This window comes from Streptomyces nanhaiensis (assembly GCF_046614825.1).
Classification (GTDB): Bacteria; Actinomycetota; Actinomycetes; order Streptomycetales; family Streptomycetaceae; genus Streptomyces; species Streptomyces radiopugnans.
The window spans coordinates 1-16,448 of record NZ_JBKJFM010000036.1 but is presented as its reverse complement, the minus strand read 5'-3'; the positions used below and the strand labels follow the sequence as shown (position 1 = coordinate 16,448).

The window sequence follows — 16,448 nt, the reverse complement described above, 5'->3', positions numbered from 1 at the left end:
CCTCCGCGCCTACACCACCCGCCTCACGCCCCGCCCCCTCCGCCGCCCGGCCGGTCGCCCGCCCGTCCGGCCGGCTGCCCGGACGGGCCGTCACCCGGCCGCCGCGACGACGTTCTCCGGCTCCTCCCCGGCCGCGAAACGCCGCAGCTGAGTACGGAGCAGCCGCTTGGCGCGCGGCATGAACGCGGACGTCGGACCCCCCACGTGCGGCGTGATCAGGGTGCCGGGCGCCTTCCACAGCGGGTGGTCGCCGGGCAGCGGTTCGGGGTCGGTGACGTCGAGCGCCGCCCTCAGCCTCCCGGACTCCAGCTCCGCCAGCAGCGCGCCGGTGTCCACGACGGCGCCGCGTGCGACGTTCACCAGCAGCGCTCCGTCCTTCATGCGGGCCAGGAAGTCCGCGTCCACCAGACCGCGGGTGGCGTCGGTGAGCGGGGTGGCCAGGAAGACCACGTCGGTCCCGGGCAGCAGCCGGGGCAGGTCGGCGAGGGTGTGCACCGGGCCGCGCGGAGTGGTGCGGGCGGTCCGGGCCACCCGGTGCACCGCCTCCGGTTCGAAGGGCTCCAGCCGGTCCTCGATGGCGGCCCCGATGGAGCCGTAGCCGACGATCAGCGCCGTCCGGTCGGCGAGGGAGGGCCTGAAGGCCTGACTCCACCGGCCGGCGTCCTGGGCGCGGACGAAGGAGGGGATGCCGCGCAGCGAGGCGAGGGCGAGGGTGAGCGCGAGTTCGGCGGTGCTCGCGTCGTGGACGCCGCGGGCGTTGCACAGCAGCGTGCCACGGGGCAGTTGCGGTACGGCGGACTCCACGTGGTCGATGCCGGCGGTGAGCGTCTGCACCACCCGCACGTTCGGCATGTGCGCCAGCGGGCGTACGGCGACGGCCGGACCCTTCAGATAGGGAACGGCGTAGAAGACGCAGTCCGCCGGGTCCGCCGGGAACTCCTCCTCCCCGTCCCAGTGGACGTAGCGGAACGACTCGGGCAGTCCGTCCATCTCGGCGGGCGGAACGGGCAGCCAGACATCTGCGGAAGCCATGGCCAGAGGCTATCCGGAGGCTGTGCGGAAGCGCCGGGAGGCACCCGTTAGGTTGGGAGCGCCCTACGGGGGCGACCCCGCGGGGGCGAGGAGGGAGCACGTCCAGGTGGAGCGCAGGACAATCGGTGCGGGGGCACTGGAGGTGGGTGCCATCGGGCTCGGCTGCATGCCGATGAGCTGGGCCTACACCGCGTCCGAGCGGGACGGCGAGTCCTCGCTGCGCACGGCGCACGCGGCCCTGGACAGCGGGGTGACGCTGCTGGACACCGCCGACATGTACGGGCCGTTCACCAACGAGCTGCTGCTGGGCCGGGTACTGCGGCGGCGCCGCGCGGACGTGTTCGTCTCCACCAAGTGCGGCCTCCTCGTCGGCGAGCAGCACATCGTCGCCAACGGGCGCCCCGGCTACGTGAAGCGCGCCTGCGACGCCTCGCTGCGCCGGCTGCAGACCGATGTGATCGACCTCTACCAGCTCCACCGCGCCGACCCCGAGGTACCGGTGGAGGAGACCTGGGGCGCGATGGCCGAACTGGTCGCGGCCGGCAAGGTGCGCTCCCTGGGGCTGTGCGCGGTGGGCGCGCAGGAGCGGCGCCGCGGCTCCGGCGCGCCGCCCGCGTACGCCGGAACGATCCGGCAGCTGGAGCGGATCCAGCAGGTCTTCCCGGTCGGTTGCGTGGAGGCGGAGCTGTCGGTGTGGTCCCCCGAGGCCCTGGTGTCGCTGCTGCCGTGGTGCGAGGCGCGCGGGATCGGCCTCCTGGCGGCGATGCCGCTGGGCAGCGGCTTCCTGACCGGCACCCTCACTCCGGGCGGCGGCTTCGAACGCGACGACGTACGCGCCCGGCATCCGCGGTTCACGGCCGAGATGATGGCCGCCAACCAGCCGATCGTCGCCGGGCTGCGGCGCGTCGCCGCCCGGCACGGCGACGCCACCCCGGCGCAGGTGGCCCTGGCCTGGCTGCTGGCCCAGGGGCGGCACGTGGTGCCGGTGCCGGGCGCCAAGAAGGAGCGCTGGGCGGTGGAGAACGCGGCGGCGGCGCGCCTGGAGCTGACCGCGCGGGACCTGGCGGAGATCGCGGCGCTGCCCCCCGCACAGGGGTCCTGGGACTGAGACGGGCACACCCGGCGCCTTTCCGTCGTACGGTCGGGTGTACGGGCCGGCCGCGCGCACCGCGCACGACCGGACCGTGCACCGCCGGCCGAGAGCTGCCCGTAGTCGAAAGGCGCACCGATGCTGCGAAGCCGTCCCCTGCCCGTACACCCGCACCCGCGGCCGCCGCTGCGCAAGGCCGCCGCCGCCCTCGCCGGGCTCGCCCTGCTCGCGGCGGGCTGCTCGGACGGCGGGTCCGGTGACGGTGCCCCGGACCGCACCGGCGCCACCTCCTCCCCCTCGCCCGGCGAGTCCCGCTCCCCCGGCTCCTCGGCAGCGCCCGCCGAGGGTTCGGCCGAGGTCACCGGCACCGTGGCGGAGAACCTGGACTCCCCCTGGGGTCTCGCTCCGCTGCCCGACGGCGGCCTGCTGGTCTCCTCTCGGGACGAGGGCACGATCTCGCTGATCGACCCGGAGAGCGGGAAGGCCACCGAGCTGGGCTCGGTGCCCGGGGTCGAGCCGGGCGGCGAGGGCGGCCTGCTGGGCATCGCCGTGTCACCGGACTTCGCCGAGGACCGCTACGTCTACGCGTACTTCACCAGCGCCTCCGACAACCGGGTCGTGCGCATGCTCTACGACGCCGGCAAGGAGGAGGGCAACCGGCTCGGCGCGCCCAGCACGGTCCTGCGCGGCATCCCCAAGGGGATGGTCCACAACGGCGGCCGGATCGCCTTCGGCCCGGACCGGATGCTCTACGTGGGCACCGGCGACTCCGGCGACCAGGGCCTCGCCCAGGACAGGGAGTCCCTCGGCGGCAAGATCCTTCGCATGACACCGGAGGGCGAACCTCCCGGCCGCGGCAACCCCGAGGCGGACTCGGTCGTCTACTCCTGGGGCCACCGCAACGTCCAGGGGCTGGCCTGGGACGCGGAAGGGCGGCTGTGGGCCGCGGAGTTCGGCCAGAACACCTGGGACGAGCTCAACCTGATCCGGCCCGGCGGCAACTACGGCTGGCCCGAGGTGGAGGGCGAGGCCGGCGAGGAGGGCTTCGTCGACCCCGTGGCGCAGTGGAGGCCAGCCGACGCCTCCCCAAGCGGCATCGCCGTCGCGAAGGGGTCGGTGTGGATGGCGTCGCTGCGGGGGGAGCGGCTGTGGCGCGTTCCCTTGGACGGCGCGAAAAAGGTGGCGGAGCCGCAGGCGTTCCTGGAAGGTGAGTACGGGCGGTTGCGGACGGTCGTCTCCGACGGCGGCGACGGGCTGTGGCTGGTGACCAGTGAGACCGACTCGCGCGGTACGCCCGCCGAGGACGACGACCGCATCCTGAAACTGGAGGTCAGTTGATGTTCAACCTGATCGAGGAGCTGTTCAGCCCAGGGCGCCGCCACGCCGACGACGAGCGCAGGCGGCTGGAGAACACCCGGGTGGAAGAGGGCAGCCACGATCCGGGGCGCGGCCCGATCGACCTCTCCTCCGGGCACGTCCTGATCAGGACCCGCGGTTCCGCACCGAAGTCGGCCTGACCCTGGCACCGGTGCCGGGCACCTGCCCCGGACACCGCTCCCGGGTGCCGACCTCCGACACCGGCCCCGGACACGGCGGACGGCCCGGCCCCCGCGCTCCCGGACGGGGAGCGCGGGGGCCGGGCCGCTGCGGCCGGGCGGGCGTCAGCCCTGTACGCCCAGCTTCTCCAGGATGAGTTCGCGCACCCGGGCTGCGTCCGCCTGACCGCGGGTGGCCTTCATGACGGCACCGACGAGGGCGCCCGCCGCGGCCACCTTGCCGCCGCGGATCTTCTCGGCGATCGCCTCGTTGGCGGCGATCGCCTCGTCAACGGCCGCGCTCAGCGCACCGGTGTCCGAGACGACCTTCAGACCGCGCTTCTCCACGACCTCGTCCGGCTCGCCCTCGCCGGCGAGGACTCCCTCGATGACCTGGCGGGCCAGCTTGTCGTTGAGCGAGCCGTCGGCGACCAGCCCGCACACCCGGGCGACCTGCGCCGGGGTGATCGGCAGGGCGGACAGCTCGGTGCCCTGCTCGTTCGCCCGGCGGGCCAGCTCGCCCATCCACCACTTGCGCGCCTGGTCGGCCGGGGCCCCGGCGTCGATGGTGGCGGTGATCAGGTCGATGGCGCCGGCGTTGAGGACGGACTGCATCTCGTGCTCGGAGATGCCCCACTCCTCGCGCAGCCGGTTGCGGCGCAGGCGCGGCAGCTCGGGCAGTCCGGACCGCAGCTCCTCCACCCACTCGCGCGCGGGCGCGACGGGCACCAGGTCCGGCTCGGGGAAGTAGCGGTAGTCCTCCGCCTCCTCCTTGACCCGGCCGGAGGTGGTGGAGCCGTCGTCCTCGTGGAAGTGGCGGGTCTCCTGGACGATCGTGCCGCCCGAGCCCAGCACCGCGGCGTGGCGCTGGATCTCGAAGCGGGTGGCCCGCTCCACGCTGCGCAGCGAGTTGACGTTCTTGGTCTCCGAACGGGTGCCGAACGTCTCGGTGCCGTGCGGCCGCAGCGACAGGTTGACGTCGCAGCGCATCTGGCCCATCTCCATCCGGGCCTCGGACACCCCGAGGGCCCGGATGAGCTCGCGCAGCTCGGCGACGTACGCCTTGGCCACCTCCGGCGCGCGCTCGCCGGCGCCGGTGATCGGCTTGGTGACGATCTCGATCAGGGGGATGCCGGCGCGGTTGTAGTCCAGCAGCGAGTGCACGGCGCCGTGGATGCGGCCGGTGGCACCGCCGATGTGGGTGGACTTGCCGGTGTCCTCCTCCATGTGGGCGCGCTCGATCCCGACGCGGAAGACCTCCCCGTCCTCCAGCTGGACGTCCAGGTAGCCGTCGAAGGCGATCGGCTCGTCGTACTGGGAGATCTGGAAGTTCTTCGGCATGTCCGGATAGAAGTAGTTCTTCCGGGCGAAGCGGCACCACTGGGCGATCTCGCAGTTCAGCGCGAGGCCGATGCGCACGGCGGACTCCACCGCGGTGGCGTTGACCACCGGCAGCGAGCCGGGCAGTCCGAGGCAGACGGGGCAGGTCTGCGTGTTGGGCTCGGCGCCAAGCGCGGTGGAGCAGCCGCAGAACATCTTGGTCCTGGTGCCCAGTTCGACATGGACCTCAAGGCCCATGACGGGGTCGTAGGAGGCCAGCGCGTCCTCGTACGACACCAGTTCGGTGACAGTCACGAAAGTCAAACCTTTCAGGCGCTGCGGTCAGTCGTCGGCGAGGACGTCGTCGATGTCCAGGCGCCGCACCTCGCGGACGAGGATGGCGACGCTGGTCAGGATCGCGGCGCCGGAGACGATGGCGTCCAGGAGCTGGAGCTTGTCGTCCTCCCGCCGGGCGAGCTGCATCTGCTTGACGACGCCGACGGCGCCGAAGAGCGAGGTGCCGATGGACAGGTACAGGCCGGGCCGGGACTTCTTGAAGCCCTTGGCCTTCTTCAGCGCGCTCACAGCCTGTCTCCGTTCGCTTCTCCGCCCGCGCGGCGCGGAAGTACGGCTCCGAATGTCCTCTGCGGCCCGGCGGCCGCGCGTGCGACGCTCACAGCCTGCCTCCGTTCGCTTCTCCGCCCGCGCGGCGCGGAAGTACGGCTCCGAATGTCCTCTGCGGCCCGGCGGCCGCGCGTGCGACGCTCACAGCGAGGGTGCCTCCTCCAGCAGCGGGTGCCCCCAGCGTGCGTGGTACGCGGCCTCGACCGCCGCTCCGACACGGTAGAGCCGGTCGTCGGCCATGGCGGGGGCGATGATCTGCAGGCCCACCGGGAGCCCGTCCTCGGGGGCCAGGCCGCACGGCAGCGACATGGCCGCGTTGCCCGCCAGGTTGGACGGGATGGTGCACAGGTCCGCCAGGTACATGGCCATCGGGTCGTCGGCCCGCTCGCCGATGGGGAACGCGGTGGTCGGCGTGGTCGGTGAGACCAGCACGTCCACCCGCTCGAAGGCGGCGTCGAAGTCGCGCTTGATCAGGGTGCGCACCTTCTGGGCGGAGCCGTAGTAGGCGTCGTAGTAGCCGGAGGACAGCGCGTAGGTGCCCAGCATGATGCGGCGCTTGACCTCGGGGCCGAAGCCGGCCTCGCGGGTGAGGGAGGTGACCTCCTCCGCCGAGCGGGTGCCGTCGTCGCCGGCGCGCAGGCCGTAGCGCATGGCGTCGAAGCGGGCCAGGTTGGAGGAGCACTCCGACGGCGCGATCAGGTAGTAGGCCGCCAGCGCCTTGTCGAAGGACGGGCAGGAGATCTCGACGATCTCGGCGCCCAGCTCGCGCAGCAGCTCCACCGACTCGTTGAAGCGCTGCATGACCCCGGCCTGGTAGCCCTCGCCCGCGAACTCCTTGACCACGCCGACGCGCAGGCCCTTGACGTTCCCGTTGCGGGCGGCCTCGACCACCGGCGGGACGGGGGCGTCGATGGAGGTGGAGTCCAGCGGGTCGTGCCCGGCGATCGCCTCGTGCAGCAGCGCCGCGTCCAGGACGGTGCGGGCGCAGGGCCCGCCCTGGTCGAGGGAGGAGGAGAAGGCGACCATGCCGTAGCGGGAGACGGCGCCGTAGGTCGGCTTGACGCCGACGGTGCCGGTGACGGCCGCCGGCTGGCGGATGGAGCCGCCGGTGTCGGTGCCGATGGCCAGCGGTGCCTGGTAGGAGGCGAGCGCCGCCGAGGAGCCGCCGCCGGAGCCGCCCGGGATGCGGGTGAGGTCCCACGGGTTGCCGGTCGGGCCGTAGGCGCTGTTCTCCGTGGAGGAGCCCATGGCGAACTCGTCCATGTTGGTCTTGCCCAGGATCACCACGTCGGCGGCCTTGAGCCGCTTGGTGAGCGTGGCGTCGTACGGCGGGATCCAGCCCTCGAGGATCTTCGAGCCGACCGTGGTGGGCACGCCCTCGGTGGTGAAGATGTCCTTGAGCGCGAGCGGGACGCCGGCCAGGGGGCCGAGCCTCTCGCCGCGGGAACGCTTGGCGTCCACGGTGCGGGCGCGGGCCAGCGCGCCCTCGCGGTCCACGTGGAGGAAGGCGTGCACCTTCTCGTCCACGGCCTCGATGCGGGCGAGGTGTGCCTCGGCCACCTCGACGGCGCTCGCCTGGCCGGAGGCGATCCTCGCGGCGGTCTCGGCCGCGGTGAGCCTGGTCAGATCGCTCGAATGCGTCACGGTGTTCACTCCTCCCCCAGGATCTGCGGCACCTTGAAACGCTGCTGCTCCTGCGCGGGGGCGCCGGAGAGCGCCTGCTCCGGGGTCAGCGACGGACGGACCTCGTCCGGGCGCATGACGTTGGTCAGCGGCAGCGGGTGGGAGGTCGGCGGTACGTCCTCGTCGGCGACGTCGGAGACGCGGGCGACCGCGCCGATGATGTCGTCGAGCTGTCCGGCGAAGTGGTCGAGCTCTTCGTCCTTCAGCTCCAGACGTGCCAGCCGGGCGAGGTGGGCGACCTCCTCGCGCGTGATGCCAGGCATGCTGCGATTCCTCGGGGTGAGTGGTGGATCGTTCGGGGCTTGGCGGACTCTTCCCGCCGTCCGCCCCGATCCTGTGACTCCTCCGTCTCCTGAGCGGGACGGCTTCCCCCCCGGCCTTCCGGCCGGGGCGCGGCCAAGTCCTGACCGCTGCCCGGAGGGCAGAACAGCATGCTAACAGTTTGGCCGCGGCGCACGGCGGTGCCGGGACGGGGGCGGAGGCCGCCTCCGCCCCCGTCCCGGTGCCCGGGCGCGGTGCCGCGCGCCTACCGCGCGGGCTGTCCTCGGTGTCCCGGGGCGGGCCTGCCGGCCGGTCCCGGCAGCGCGGGGTGCGCCGCCTCGACCGGGGGCGGCGCCCCGTCGCGCGCCCGCAGCCAGGCGGTCGCCTCGGACGGGGGCATCGCGGCCGACACCAGCCAGCCCTGCACGGCGTCGCAGCCCAGGTCGCGCAGGCGCTCCCAGGTCTCGTCGTCCTCCACGCCCTCGGCGACGACGAGCAGGCCGAGGGAGTGCGCGAGGTCCACCGTGCAGCGCACGATCTCGGCGTCCTCGGCGTCCACCGCCAGGCGTGCCACGAAGGAGCGGTCGATCTTCAGCTCGCTCACCGGCAGCCTCCGCAGGTGCACCAGGGAGGAGTAGCCGGTGCCGAAGTCGTCCAGGGACATCCGCACGCCGTGGCCGGTGAGCGCGGCGAGGGTGTCGGCGGCCTGCTGCGGGTCCTCCAGCAGGACGTGCTCGGTGATCTCCAGCTGGAGCGCCCCGGCCGGGACGCCGTGCCGGGCCAGCCGGGCGGCCACCGATCCGGCGAAGCCGGGGCTGTGGACGTCGCGGGGCGAGACGTTGACGGCGACCGGCACGGTCAGGCCCCGGGAGCGCCAGCGTGCGACCTGGGCGAGTGCGGTCTCCAGCACGTAGTCGGTCAGGCGCGGCATCAGGCCGGAGGACTCGGCGATGGCGATGAACTCGTCCGGGGGCACCCTGCCCCGCTCCGGGTGCACCCAGCGCACCAGTGCCTCCAGGCCGCAGACGGAGCCGTCGAAGGCGACCTTGGGCTGGTAGTGCAGCTCGACCTCGCCCGCGTCCAGGGCGCGGCGCAGATCGCCCAGCAGGCCCAGCCGGTCGGGTGTGTTGCCGTCGCGGGTGGCCTCGTAGACCTCCACCCCGCTGCGGTCGCGCTTGGCCTGGTACATCGCGACGTCGGCGCGGCGCAGCAGGCCCTCGGCCTCTCCGGCGTGGTCGGGGAAGACCGCGACCCCCGCGCTGGCCTCCAGTTCCAGGGTCAGCCCGTCCAGGTCCAGCGGCGAGCCGAGGACGCCGACGAGCGCGCGGGCGACGCGCTGGGCGCTGGTGGGCGAGTCGGCGAACGGGAGCAGTACGGCGAACTCGTCGCCGCCGAGCCGGGCCACCTCGGCGCCGCGGGGCAGCGCCGTCCGCAGCCGGTCCGCGATCTGCAGCAGCAGCCGGTCGCCCGCAAGGTGGCCGAGGGTGTCGTTGACCGACCGGAAGCGGTCGAGGTCGATGAGGACGAGGGCGGAGCGGGCTCCCAGCCGGTCGGCCTCGTCCAGGGCGGACCAGGTGCGCTCCAGCAGCCACTGGCGGTTGGCGAGCCCGGTGAGGGGGTCGCGCAACTGCTCCTCGGCGCGGGCCCGGGCGATCCACAGGGCGGAGTCCAGGGCGATCAGCGGTACCGAGAACAGCGGCAGCAGCAGCGGCATGTGGACGGCGACCACGACGATCAGCGGGGAGATGGCCAGCAGGGCGAGGGCGACCAGCCCCTGCCGCGCCAGGGCGGTGCGGGCGACGGTGGGCAGCCCTCCCTGGCGCGGGGCCAGGATGTACCACAGCAGTGTCCGGGTGACCAGCAGGTAGGCGGCGGCGGCCAGGAGGACCTCGGGGAGCGCGTACAGGCTCCAGGCGGCCGGGCGCCAGGGCTCCTCCACCGAGGGGTGCACGCCGAAGGCCGCCAGGCACAGCGCCGCGGCGCCGATGCCGAGGATGTCCACCGCGCCGTGCCGCAGCGCCTGGCGCCAGCGGTGCCGCCTGGCCGCGCCGACCAGGACCACCACCGCGAGGCTGACCAGGGTGGCCGGGATCCAGCCGTACAGCAGCAGGATGGCCAGGGTGAGGGCGGCGCCGGAGCCGGTGCCGCCCCACCAGCGGTCGCGGCCGAGGGCGACCAGGTGTCCGACGATCAGGCCGGTGAGGACGGCGAAGGCCCAGCCCGCCGTGCCGCTGGGGAAGAGGGCGTGCCCCCCGGAGACCACTTGGTGGATCCCGGCGGCCAGCGCGACGGCGGCGGTCGCGACGACCGTGCGGGAGAGCCAGGGCACCTCCAGGGAGGCGACGCGCTGCAGCTTCGGCGCGCCGTCGGGGCTCTCGCCCGGTGGCGCGGTGACCGGCCGGGGCCGCCCGTGGCGGAGCCACTGCTGTCCCCGGTCCCGGGGTTTGTGCTGCATGCGCGTCCCTCTCACAGCCGTCGGTGCCCACGCCACGGCAGGCGCACCCCGTCAACAGTAGGGCGCGGACGGCCGGCTGGGCAGTGATCGTTCGGGGTTGCCCGGATGCAGACCGGTCGATCGCGTCCGTCTGATAAGCGCCGCGCGGCCCCTCCTCATCACTCAGTCAACGGCATTGTCCGAAAAGGGATTTGGCGGCGGTGGCACCACCGCCGCCGATGCACCGTCACTGTGCGGGCTGCTCCGCGGCGGGCTCGACGGGGACGACGGCGGCCTCCCGTGCGGCGTCGGGCCCCTGCTCCAGCAGGACGGCGAAACCGTCGTCGTCCAGGATCGGGACCTTCAACTGCACGGCCTTGTCATATTTCGATCCGGGGCTGTCGCCCGCCACAACAAAACCGGTCTTCTTTGAAACAGAACCGGTCACTTTCGCTCCCAGGCTCTGCAGCGCCTCTTTTGCGCCATCCCGCGTGTACGACCGCAGGGTCCCGGTGACCACCACGGTGACCCCCTCCAGCGGACGCGGCCCCTCCTCGGCGCCGCCCTCCTCCTCCATCCGCACGCCGGCCGCCCGCCACTTCTCGACGATCTCGCGGTGCCAGTCCTCGGCGAACCAGGCCTTGAGCGAGGCGGCGATGGTCGGGCCGACCCCCTCGGTGGCCGCCAGCTCCTCCTCGGAAGCCTCGGCGATCCGGTCCAGCGAGCGGAACTCCCTGGCCAGCGCCTCGGCCGCGACCGGGCCGACATGGCGGATCGACAGTCCCGCGATGATCCTGGCCAGCGGGCGCTCCTTGGCCGCCCGGATGTTCTCCAGCATCGCCAGGGTGTTCTTCTTCGGCTCGCCCCTGAGGTTGGCGAAGAAGGTGACGACCTTCTCCTCCCCCGTCTTCGGGTCCCGCTTGGGCAGGCCGCTGTCCTGGTCCAGCACCAGGGACTTGATGGGCAGCAACTGCTCGACGGTGAGGTCGAACAGATCCCCCTCGTCCCGCAGCGGCGGTGTGGCCGGCTCCAGCGGCTGCGTCAGCGCGGTGGCCGCCACGTACCCGAAGTGCTCGATGTCCAGGCACTTGCGCCCCGCCAGGTAGTAGAGCCGCTCGCGCAACTGGCCCGGGCAGGAGCGGGCGTTGGGGCAGCGCAGATCGACGTCCCCCTCCTTGGCCGGCTTCAGCCCGGTGCCGCACTCGGGGCACTCGGCGGGCATCACGAACTCCCGCTCGCCGCCGTCCCGCAGATCCACCACGGGGCCCAGGATCTCGGGGATGACGTCGCCCGCCTTGCGCAGCGCGACGGTGTCCCCGATCAGCACGCCCTTGGCCCTGACCACGTCCTGGTTGTGCAAGGTGGCGAACTCCACCTCCGAGCCGGCCACCGTCACCGGCTCCACCACGGCGAACGGCGTGGCCCGCCCGGTGCGGCCGATGCTCACCTTGATGTCCAGCAGTTTGGTGTTGACCTCCTCGGGCGGGTACTTCCAGGCGATCGCCCAGCGCGGCGCCCGCGAGGTGGAGCCCAGCCGCCCCTGGAGGGGGATCTCGTCCAGCTTGACGACGACCCCGTCGATCTCGTGCTCCACCGAGTGGCGGTTGGCGCCGTAGTACGCGATGAACTCCCGCACCTCCCCGACGGAGCCGACCACCCTGTTGTGCGCGGCGGTCGGCAGGCCCCACTCGCGCAGCAGCCCGTAGGCGTGCGACAGCCGGTCGATGTCGAAGCCCTCGCGGGCGCCGATGCCGTGCACCACCATGTGCAGCGGGCGCTCCGCGGTGACCTTGGGGTCCTTCTGCCGCAGCGAACCGGCCGCCGCGTTGCGGGGGTTGGCGAACGCCGGCTTGCCCCCCTCGACCAGCCGCGCGTTCAGCTCCTCGAAGCGCTCCATGGGGATGAACACCTCGCCGCGGATCTCCACCAGATCCGGGATGCGCTCCCCCTTCAGCCGCTCGGGGATCTGCGCGATGGTGCGGACGTTGGGCGTGATGTCCTCCCCGGTGCGCCCGTCGCCGCGGGTGGCGGCGCGCACCAGCCTGCCGTGCTCGTACGTCAGGTTGACCGCGAGGCCGTCCACCTTCAGCTCGCACAGGAAGTGGTAGGGCACACCGTCCAGTTCGCGTGCGATCCGGTCGGCCCAGGATTCCAGCTCCTCGTCGTCGAAGGCGTTGTCCAGGGACAGCATCCGCTCGCGGTGCTGTACGGCGGTGAACTCCGTCTCGTAGGAGCCGGCCACCTTCTGGGTCGGCGAGTCGGGCGTGACCAGCTCCGGGTACCTGGCCTCCAGCTCCTGGAGCTCGCGCATCAGGGCGTCGAACTCGGCGTCGCTGACGACCGGCGTCGTCACGTAGTACCGGAAGCGGTGCTCGTCGACCTCCCTGGCCAGCCGTGCGTGCCTCTCGCGCGCCTCGCTGTCCGGACTCACCGTCTCCATGTATCCAAGCCTCCCGTTACTCAGGGTCGTTTGCGAGCGAGCGTGCGGCCCGGACACAGTGCGCGAGCGCGGCCCGCGCGTGGGCGGGCGAGGCGCCCGCCAGACCGCAGGCGGGCGTGACGACCACCGATCGCGCCAGCAGCTTCGGAGACAGCCCCAGCCTGCGCCACAGCGTCCTGACCCCCATGACGCTACCGGCAGGGTCCGACAGTGCCCTCGAGTCCGGCTCCACCGCCGGGACCGCCCCGGCGAACAGCGCCGTGCCCGCCTCGACCGCCTCCCCGACCGCCTCGTCGTCACGTTCGGTGAGCAGCGAGAGGTCGAAGGAGATCCCGGCGGCGCCCGCCCTGCGCAGCAGTGCGAAGGGCACCCCCGGAGCGCAGGAGTGCACCACCACGGGGATCTCCCGCTCCGGCTCCGGGCCCCCCGCCGCGTCCCGAGCCGCCTCGACCACCTGCCGCAGCGCGCCCTCGGCCACGCCGCGGTCCACGGCCGGATGGGTGCGGTACCCGCTGGCGGTGGGCACCCTGCCCAGCAGCACCGCCGTAAGCGACGGCTCGTCGAGCTGGAGGACCAGCCTGGCCCCCGGCACCCTGCGCCGCACCTCGGCGAGATGGGCCCGCAGCCCCTCGGCCAGGGACTCGGCCAGGTAGCGGCAGGCGCCGGCGTCGCCGAGCATCGCCTCGCCGCCGCGGCGCTCCAGCGAGGCCGCCAGCGTCCAGGGCCCGACGGCGGAGACCTTCAGCGCGCCGGTGTGGCCCTGGGTGAACTCCTCCAGCGCGTCCAGGTCCTCCCCCATCCAGGACCGGGCCCGCCGGGTGTCGCGCCCGGGGGCGTCGCCGACCCGCCAGCCGCTGGGCTCCAGGCGGGCGTACAGCTCCACCAGCAGCCCGGCCGTCCGCCCGATCATGTCGGCGCCGGGCCCGCGCGCGGGCAGCTCCGGCAGGTACGGGAAGTGCTCGAGGCTGCCGGTGACGGTCCTGGCCGCCTCACGGGCGTCGGTGCCGGGCATCGACCCGACGCCGGTCGCCGCCCCCTCACCCCACACGTGCTCCCTCACGCCGACGGCCTCACCCTCAGGTCGGTGATCTCCGAGCCCGCCGGCAGGTCGAGTGCGGTGAGGACGGCGGTCGCCACCGCGGACGGGGGGATCCAGCGCGCCGGGTCGTACTCCTTCCCCTCCTGCCGGTGCACCTTGGCCTGCATCGGCGTGGCGGTGCGCCCCGGGTAGACGGAGGTCACCCGCACCCCGGCGCCGCCCTCCTCCGCGCGCAGCGAGTCGGCGAGCGCCTTCAGCCCGTGCTTGCTGGCCGCGTACGCGCCCCAGTCGGCGTTGGCGTTCAGGCCCGCGCCGGAGTTGACGAAGACGACGTGGCCGTGCGCCAGGCGGATCTGCGGCAGCAGCAGCCGGGTCAGCTCGGCGGGGCCGACGAGGTTGACCGCGAGGGTGGCGTTCCAGACCTTCGGCGTCAGCTCCCCGACCTTCCCCAGGTCCACCACCCCGGCGACGTGCAGCAGCGAGTCCACCCGCTCAGGCAGCTCCTGGTGGGACAGCGCCCACGACAGCCTGTCGGGCTCGGCCAGGTCCCCGACGAGGGTGCGGGCGCCGGGGAAGCGCTCGGCCAGTTCCCTGGCGCGGCCCGCGTCCCGCGCCAGCAGCCACAGCTCCTCGCCCCGCTCCCGCAGGCGCTCGGCGATCTCGGCTCCGATGCCGGAGCCCGCCCCGGTGATCACATGCGTTCCCATGGGCCCATCGTCCCATCCGGCGGGCCGCCCGACGGGCACCGCACCCGTCACCGGCGGGCAACGCGTCCGTCAGTAGAGTCCCAGCGTGCGAGCGGTGTCCTCGCCGCGCCGCATGTGCTCCTGGGCCGCCTCGCCCAGCGCGCCGAGCACCCCGGTGACCACGGCCTCGGTGACGGCCAGGGCGGGCACGAGGCTGTCGTACGGCGTGGTGGCCGGGGCCTGGCAGGGCAGCACCACGTCGGCGACGGCCGAGATCGGCGACAGCCAGCCGTCGGTCACCAGCACGACCTTCCCTCCCCGGCCGGCCACCAGCCTCGCAGGCTCCAGCAGGGCGGGCTCGTAGCGCCGGAAGTCGAAGACGGCGAGCACGTCGCGGCGCCCGCCCCGGGCGAGGGCGGCGGTTCGCTCGACCGCGCCCTCGGGCAGCAGTTCCACGTCGTCGCGGATCTGGACCAGGTGCAGGCCCAGGTAGCGGGCGTGCAGCCCGCTGAACCGGCCGCCGGTCAGCAGCACTCGGCGCCTGGGGTCGGCGAGCAGGTCGACGGCGCCCTGGAGGTCCTCGGGGGGCAGCGCGGCGCAGGTGGCGCGCAGGGCGGCGGTGAGGGAGGCGACGGAGGACTCCAGGAGCTCCGCCGCGGGGGAGCCGCCGCGCTCGGCGAAGCCGGTGGCGGTGTAGAGGGCGACCGGGGACGCCTCGCGCTGTTCCAGCTCGTCGCGGAGCGCCCGCTGGAAGTCGGGGAAGCCCCGGTAGCCGAGGCGGTGGGCGAAGCGGATGACGGTGGGCGCGCTGACCCCGGCCCGCTCGGCGACGCGGGCGACGGTCTCGAAACCGGCCGACGGATAGGCGGCCAGCAGGACGCGGGCGACCTTGCGTTCGGCCGGTGTGCACTCGCCGAGCCGCCGCCGGATGGACTCGGCCACCCCGCCGGGCGCCGTACGCCCCGCGGTGTCCGCGCCGGATGCCTCGCCTTCGGCGGCCACTGTGCCTCCTCGCTGATCGGGCCCGGGGCGCCTCCGCGCCCCGGGCCCGAGCCTATCCGGCGCCGGTCAGGGGGCGTACACCTCGATCTCCATGCCCGTCAGGGTGGAGGCGGTGCGGCCGTCGGCCGTCCATGCGGTGTATCCGGAGGCGGGCTTGCGGAACCCGACCGCGAACTCCGGTCCGGTCTCGTAGGTGTAGTCGGTGGTGCGCGTGGACCGTCCGCTGCCGGCGAGGTCGAGGGCGGTCCCGGCGAAGCGGTACGGACCGAAGACGTCGTAGCCCGGCCGCTGGGCGGTCCGGTTGCGCGGCACCAGTCCGGTGCGGCCGGCGGCGGGCAGGGCGCGGCGGGCGTACGGGTCGTAGCCGTCGCCCGCGGTGAGGCGGTCGTAGCGGACGCCCTCGACGGACCACTGGCCGTTGTACGTTCCCGCCGTGGCGCCGGTGAGGTCCAGCACCGTCACCGCGTGCTCGCCCAGGACGCGCAGGCGCTCGTTCCCGGTGCCGACGCCGGTGACCTCCAGGGCGGTGTTCTCGTCGACGCCGAAGACCAGGTCGTGCCCGGTGTCGGCGGCCAGGCGCAGGGACCGGCCCTCCCTGCCGCGGGCGGAGAAGTGGGTGTCGACCAGGCCGTGGGTGAAGAACCCGAAGCCGCCGGTCTCCAGATAGCCGAGCCGGGCGGCGTCCTCGAAGTAGCCGGGCGAGGAGCCGTCGCGCAGCGCCTCGTAGCTCTCCCCGCCGGTGATCATGTCGGCGCCCGCCTGGATCTGGGCGCCGGCGCTGGTGCCCGCGACGACCGCGCCCTCGGCGAGCCGCTGCCGGACGGCCGCGAGCACGGCCGAGTCCCGGGTGCCGCCGTCGCGCAGGAGGGTGGTGACGTAGCGGTACTGGTCGCCGCCGCCGATGAAGAAGCCGGTCATGGCCGAGACGCGCCCGGCCAGTTCGGGGTCGTCGGCCGCCGCCACCCGGTCGAGGTCGACGGGGATCCACTCGGCGGACCCGGCGCCGTGGCTCTCCAGGAGGTCGGCGTAGTAGGCGCCGTTGGCCTCGCTGTTGCGCGCCTGCGGCGTGCCCGCGTCCGGGTCCTGGGAGGGCGGTACGGAACCGGCGGTGAGGACGCCGATGCGGGCGGCCGGACCGCCCGCGCGGTCGACGATCTCGCCGTACACCTCGGTGTTGCGGTCGTCCAGTGCGCCGCCGACCATCAGGAGTGTGCCGCCGGAGGCCTGCGCGGGCGCCGGTGCGGGCCCGGTCGCGGGTGCCGCGGCGGCAGCGGCGGCGGGCAGCAGCAGGGCGAGCGCGGC

The 16,448-nt window shown here is 73.9% G+C and carries 14 protein-coding genes; 3 read left to right on the top strand and 11 right to left on the bottom strand.

What is annotated here, in order from left to right; all coding sequences use genetic code 11:
- Positions 1-90 precede the first annotated feature (90 nt).
- Positions 91-1,032 carry a 2-hydroxyacid dehydrogenase gene (locus ACLIYP_RS11355; protein WP_412713008.1) on the bottom strand — a complete coding sequence of 314 codons (942 nt, stop codon included), beginning with the start codon at positions 1,030-1,032 and terminating at the stop codon, positions 91-93.
- Positions 1,033-1,138: 106 nt separating this feature from the next.
- Here ACLIYP_RS11355 and ACLIYP_RS11350 point away from each other — a divergent pair, with 106 nt between their 5' ends.
- The 3 genes from ACLIYP_RS11350 to ACLIYP_RS11340 all read left to right on the top strand — a co-directional run bounded on the left by ACLIYP_RS11350 (position 1,139) and on the right by ACLIYP_RS11340 (position 3,639).
- Complete coding sequence (locus ACLIYP_RS11350) at positions 1,139-2,140, top strand: aldo/keto reductase (RefSeq protein ID WP_412713007.1); 1,002 nt, start codon at positions 1,139-1,141, stop codon at positions 2,138-2,140.
- A gap of 120 nt (positions 2,141-2,260) precedes the next feature.
- Positions 2,261-3,460 carry a PQQ-dependent sugar dehydrogenase gene (locus ACLIYP_RS11345; protein WP_412713006.1) on the top strand — a complete coding sequence of 400 codons (1,200 nt, stop codon included), beginning with the start codon at positions 2,261-2,263 and terminating at the stop codon, positions 3,458-3,460.
- Positions 3,460-3,639, top strand: coding sequence for a DUF6191 domain-containing protein (locus ACLIYP_RS11340; protein ID WP_093663295.1), 180 nt, complete (start codon positions 3,460-3,462; stop codon positions 3,637-3,639). Before ACLIYP_RS11345 ends, ACLIYP_RS11340 begins: the two co-directional genes overlap by 1 nt.
- Positions 3,640-3,783: 144 nt before the next feature.
- Here the strand turns inward: ACLIYP_RS11340 and gatB are convergent, their stop codons facing one another.
- The 10 genes from gatB to ACLIYP_RS11290 form a co-directional block, all read right to left on the bottom strand.
- Complete coding sequence (gene gatB, locus ACLIYP_RS11335; protein WP_412713005.1) at positions 3,784-5,292, bottom strand: Asp-tRNA(Asn)/Glu-tRNA(Gln) amidotransferase subunit GatB; 1,509 nt, start codon at positions 5,290-5,292, stop codon at positions 3,784-3,786.
- A gap of 27 nt (positions 5,293-5,319) precedes the next feature.
- On the bottom strand, positions 5,320-5,562 hold the full coding sequence (locus tag ACLIYP_RS11330; protein ID WP_410536300.1) for a hypothetical protein: 243 nt from the start codon (positions 5,560-5,562) through the stop codon (positions 5,320-5,322).
- A gap of 180 nt (positions 5,563-5,742) precedes the next feature.
- On the bottom strand, positions 5,743-7,245 hold the full coding sequence (gatA, locus tag ACLIYP_RS11325) for an Asp-tRNA(Asn)/Glu-tRNA(Gln) amidotransferase subunit GatA (RefSeq protein WP_412713004.1): 1,503 nt from the start codon (positions 7,243-7,245) through the stop codon (positions 5,743-5,745).
- Between the two features lie 5 nt (positions 7,246-7,250).
- Complete coding sequence (gatC, locus tag ACLIYP_RS11320; RefSeq protein ID WP_031505700.1) at positions 7,251-7,547, bottom strand: Asp-tRNA(Asn)/Glu-tRNA(Gln) amidotransferase subunit GatC; 297 nt, start codon at positions 7,545-7,547, stop codon at positions 7,251-7,253.
- 263 nt (positions 7,548-7,810) lie between these two features.
- On the bottom strand, positions 7,811-10,000 hold the full coding sequence (locus ACLIYP_RS11315) for a putative bifunctional diguanylate cyclase/phosphodiesterase (RefSeq protein WP_412713003.1): 2,190 nt from the start codon (positions 9,998-10,000) through the stop codon (positions 7,811-7,813).
- A gap of 226 nt (positions 10,001-10,226) precedes the next feature.
- Positions 10,227-12,419, bottom strand: coding sequence for an NAD-dependent DNA ligase LigA (ligA, locus tag ACLIYP_RS11310; RefSeq protein WP_412713002.1), 2,193 nt, complete (start codon positions 12,417-12,419; stop codon positions 10,227-10,229).
- Positions 12,420-12,435: 16 nt separating this feature from the next.
- The gene (locus ACLIYP_RS11305; RefSeq protein ID WP_412713001.1) at positions 12,436-13,479 is read right to left on the bottom strand and encodes a methionine synthase; all 1,044 of its coding nucleotides are present in this window, start codon (positions 13,477-13,479) and stop codon (positions 12,436-12,438) included.
- A complete protein-coding gene (locus ACLIYP_RS11300) occupies positions 13,476-14,165 on the bottom strand; it encodes an SDR family oxidoreductase (protein WP_412713000.1) in 690 nt (229 codons plus the stop codon). Before ACLIYP_RS11300 ends, ACLIYP_RS11305 begins: the two co-directional genes overlap by 4 nt.
- 69 nt (positions 14,166-14,234) lie before the next feature.
- Positions 14,235-15,146 carry a MurR/RpiR family transcriptional regulator gene (locus tag ACLIYP_RS11295; RefSeq protein ID WP_412712999.1) on the bottom strand — a complete coding sequence of 304 codons (912 nt, stop codon included), beginning with the start codon at positions 15,144-15,146 and terminating at the stop codon, positions 14,235-14,237.
- 66 nt (positions 15,147-15,212) lie between these two features.
- The coding region (locus ACLIYP_RS11290) for a cyanophycinase (RefSeq protein WP_412712998.1) at positions 15,213-16,448 on the bottom strand (1,236 nt) is incomplete at its 5' end.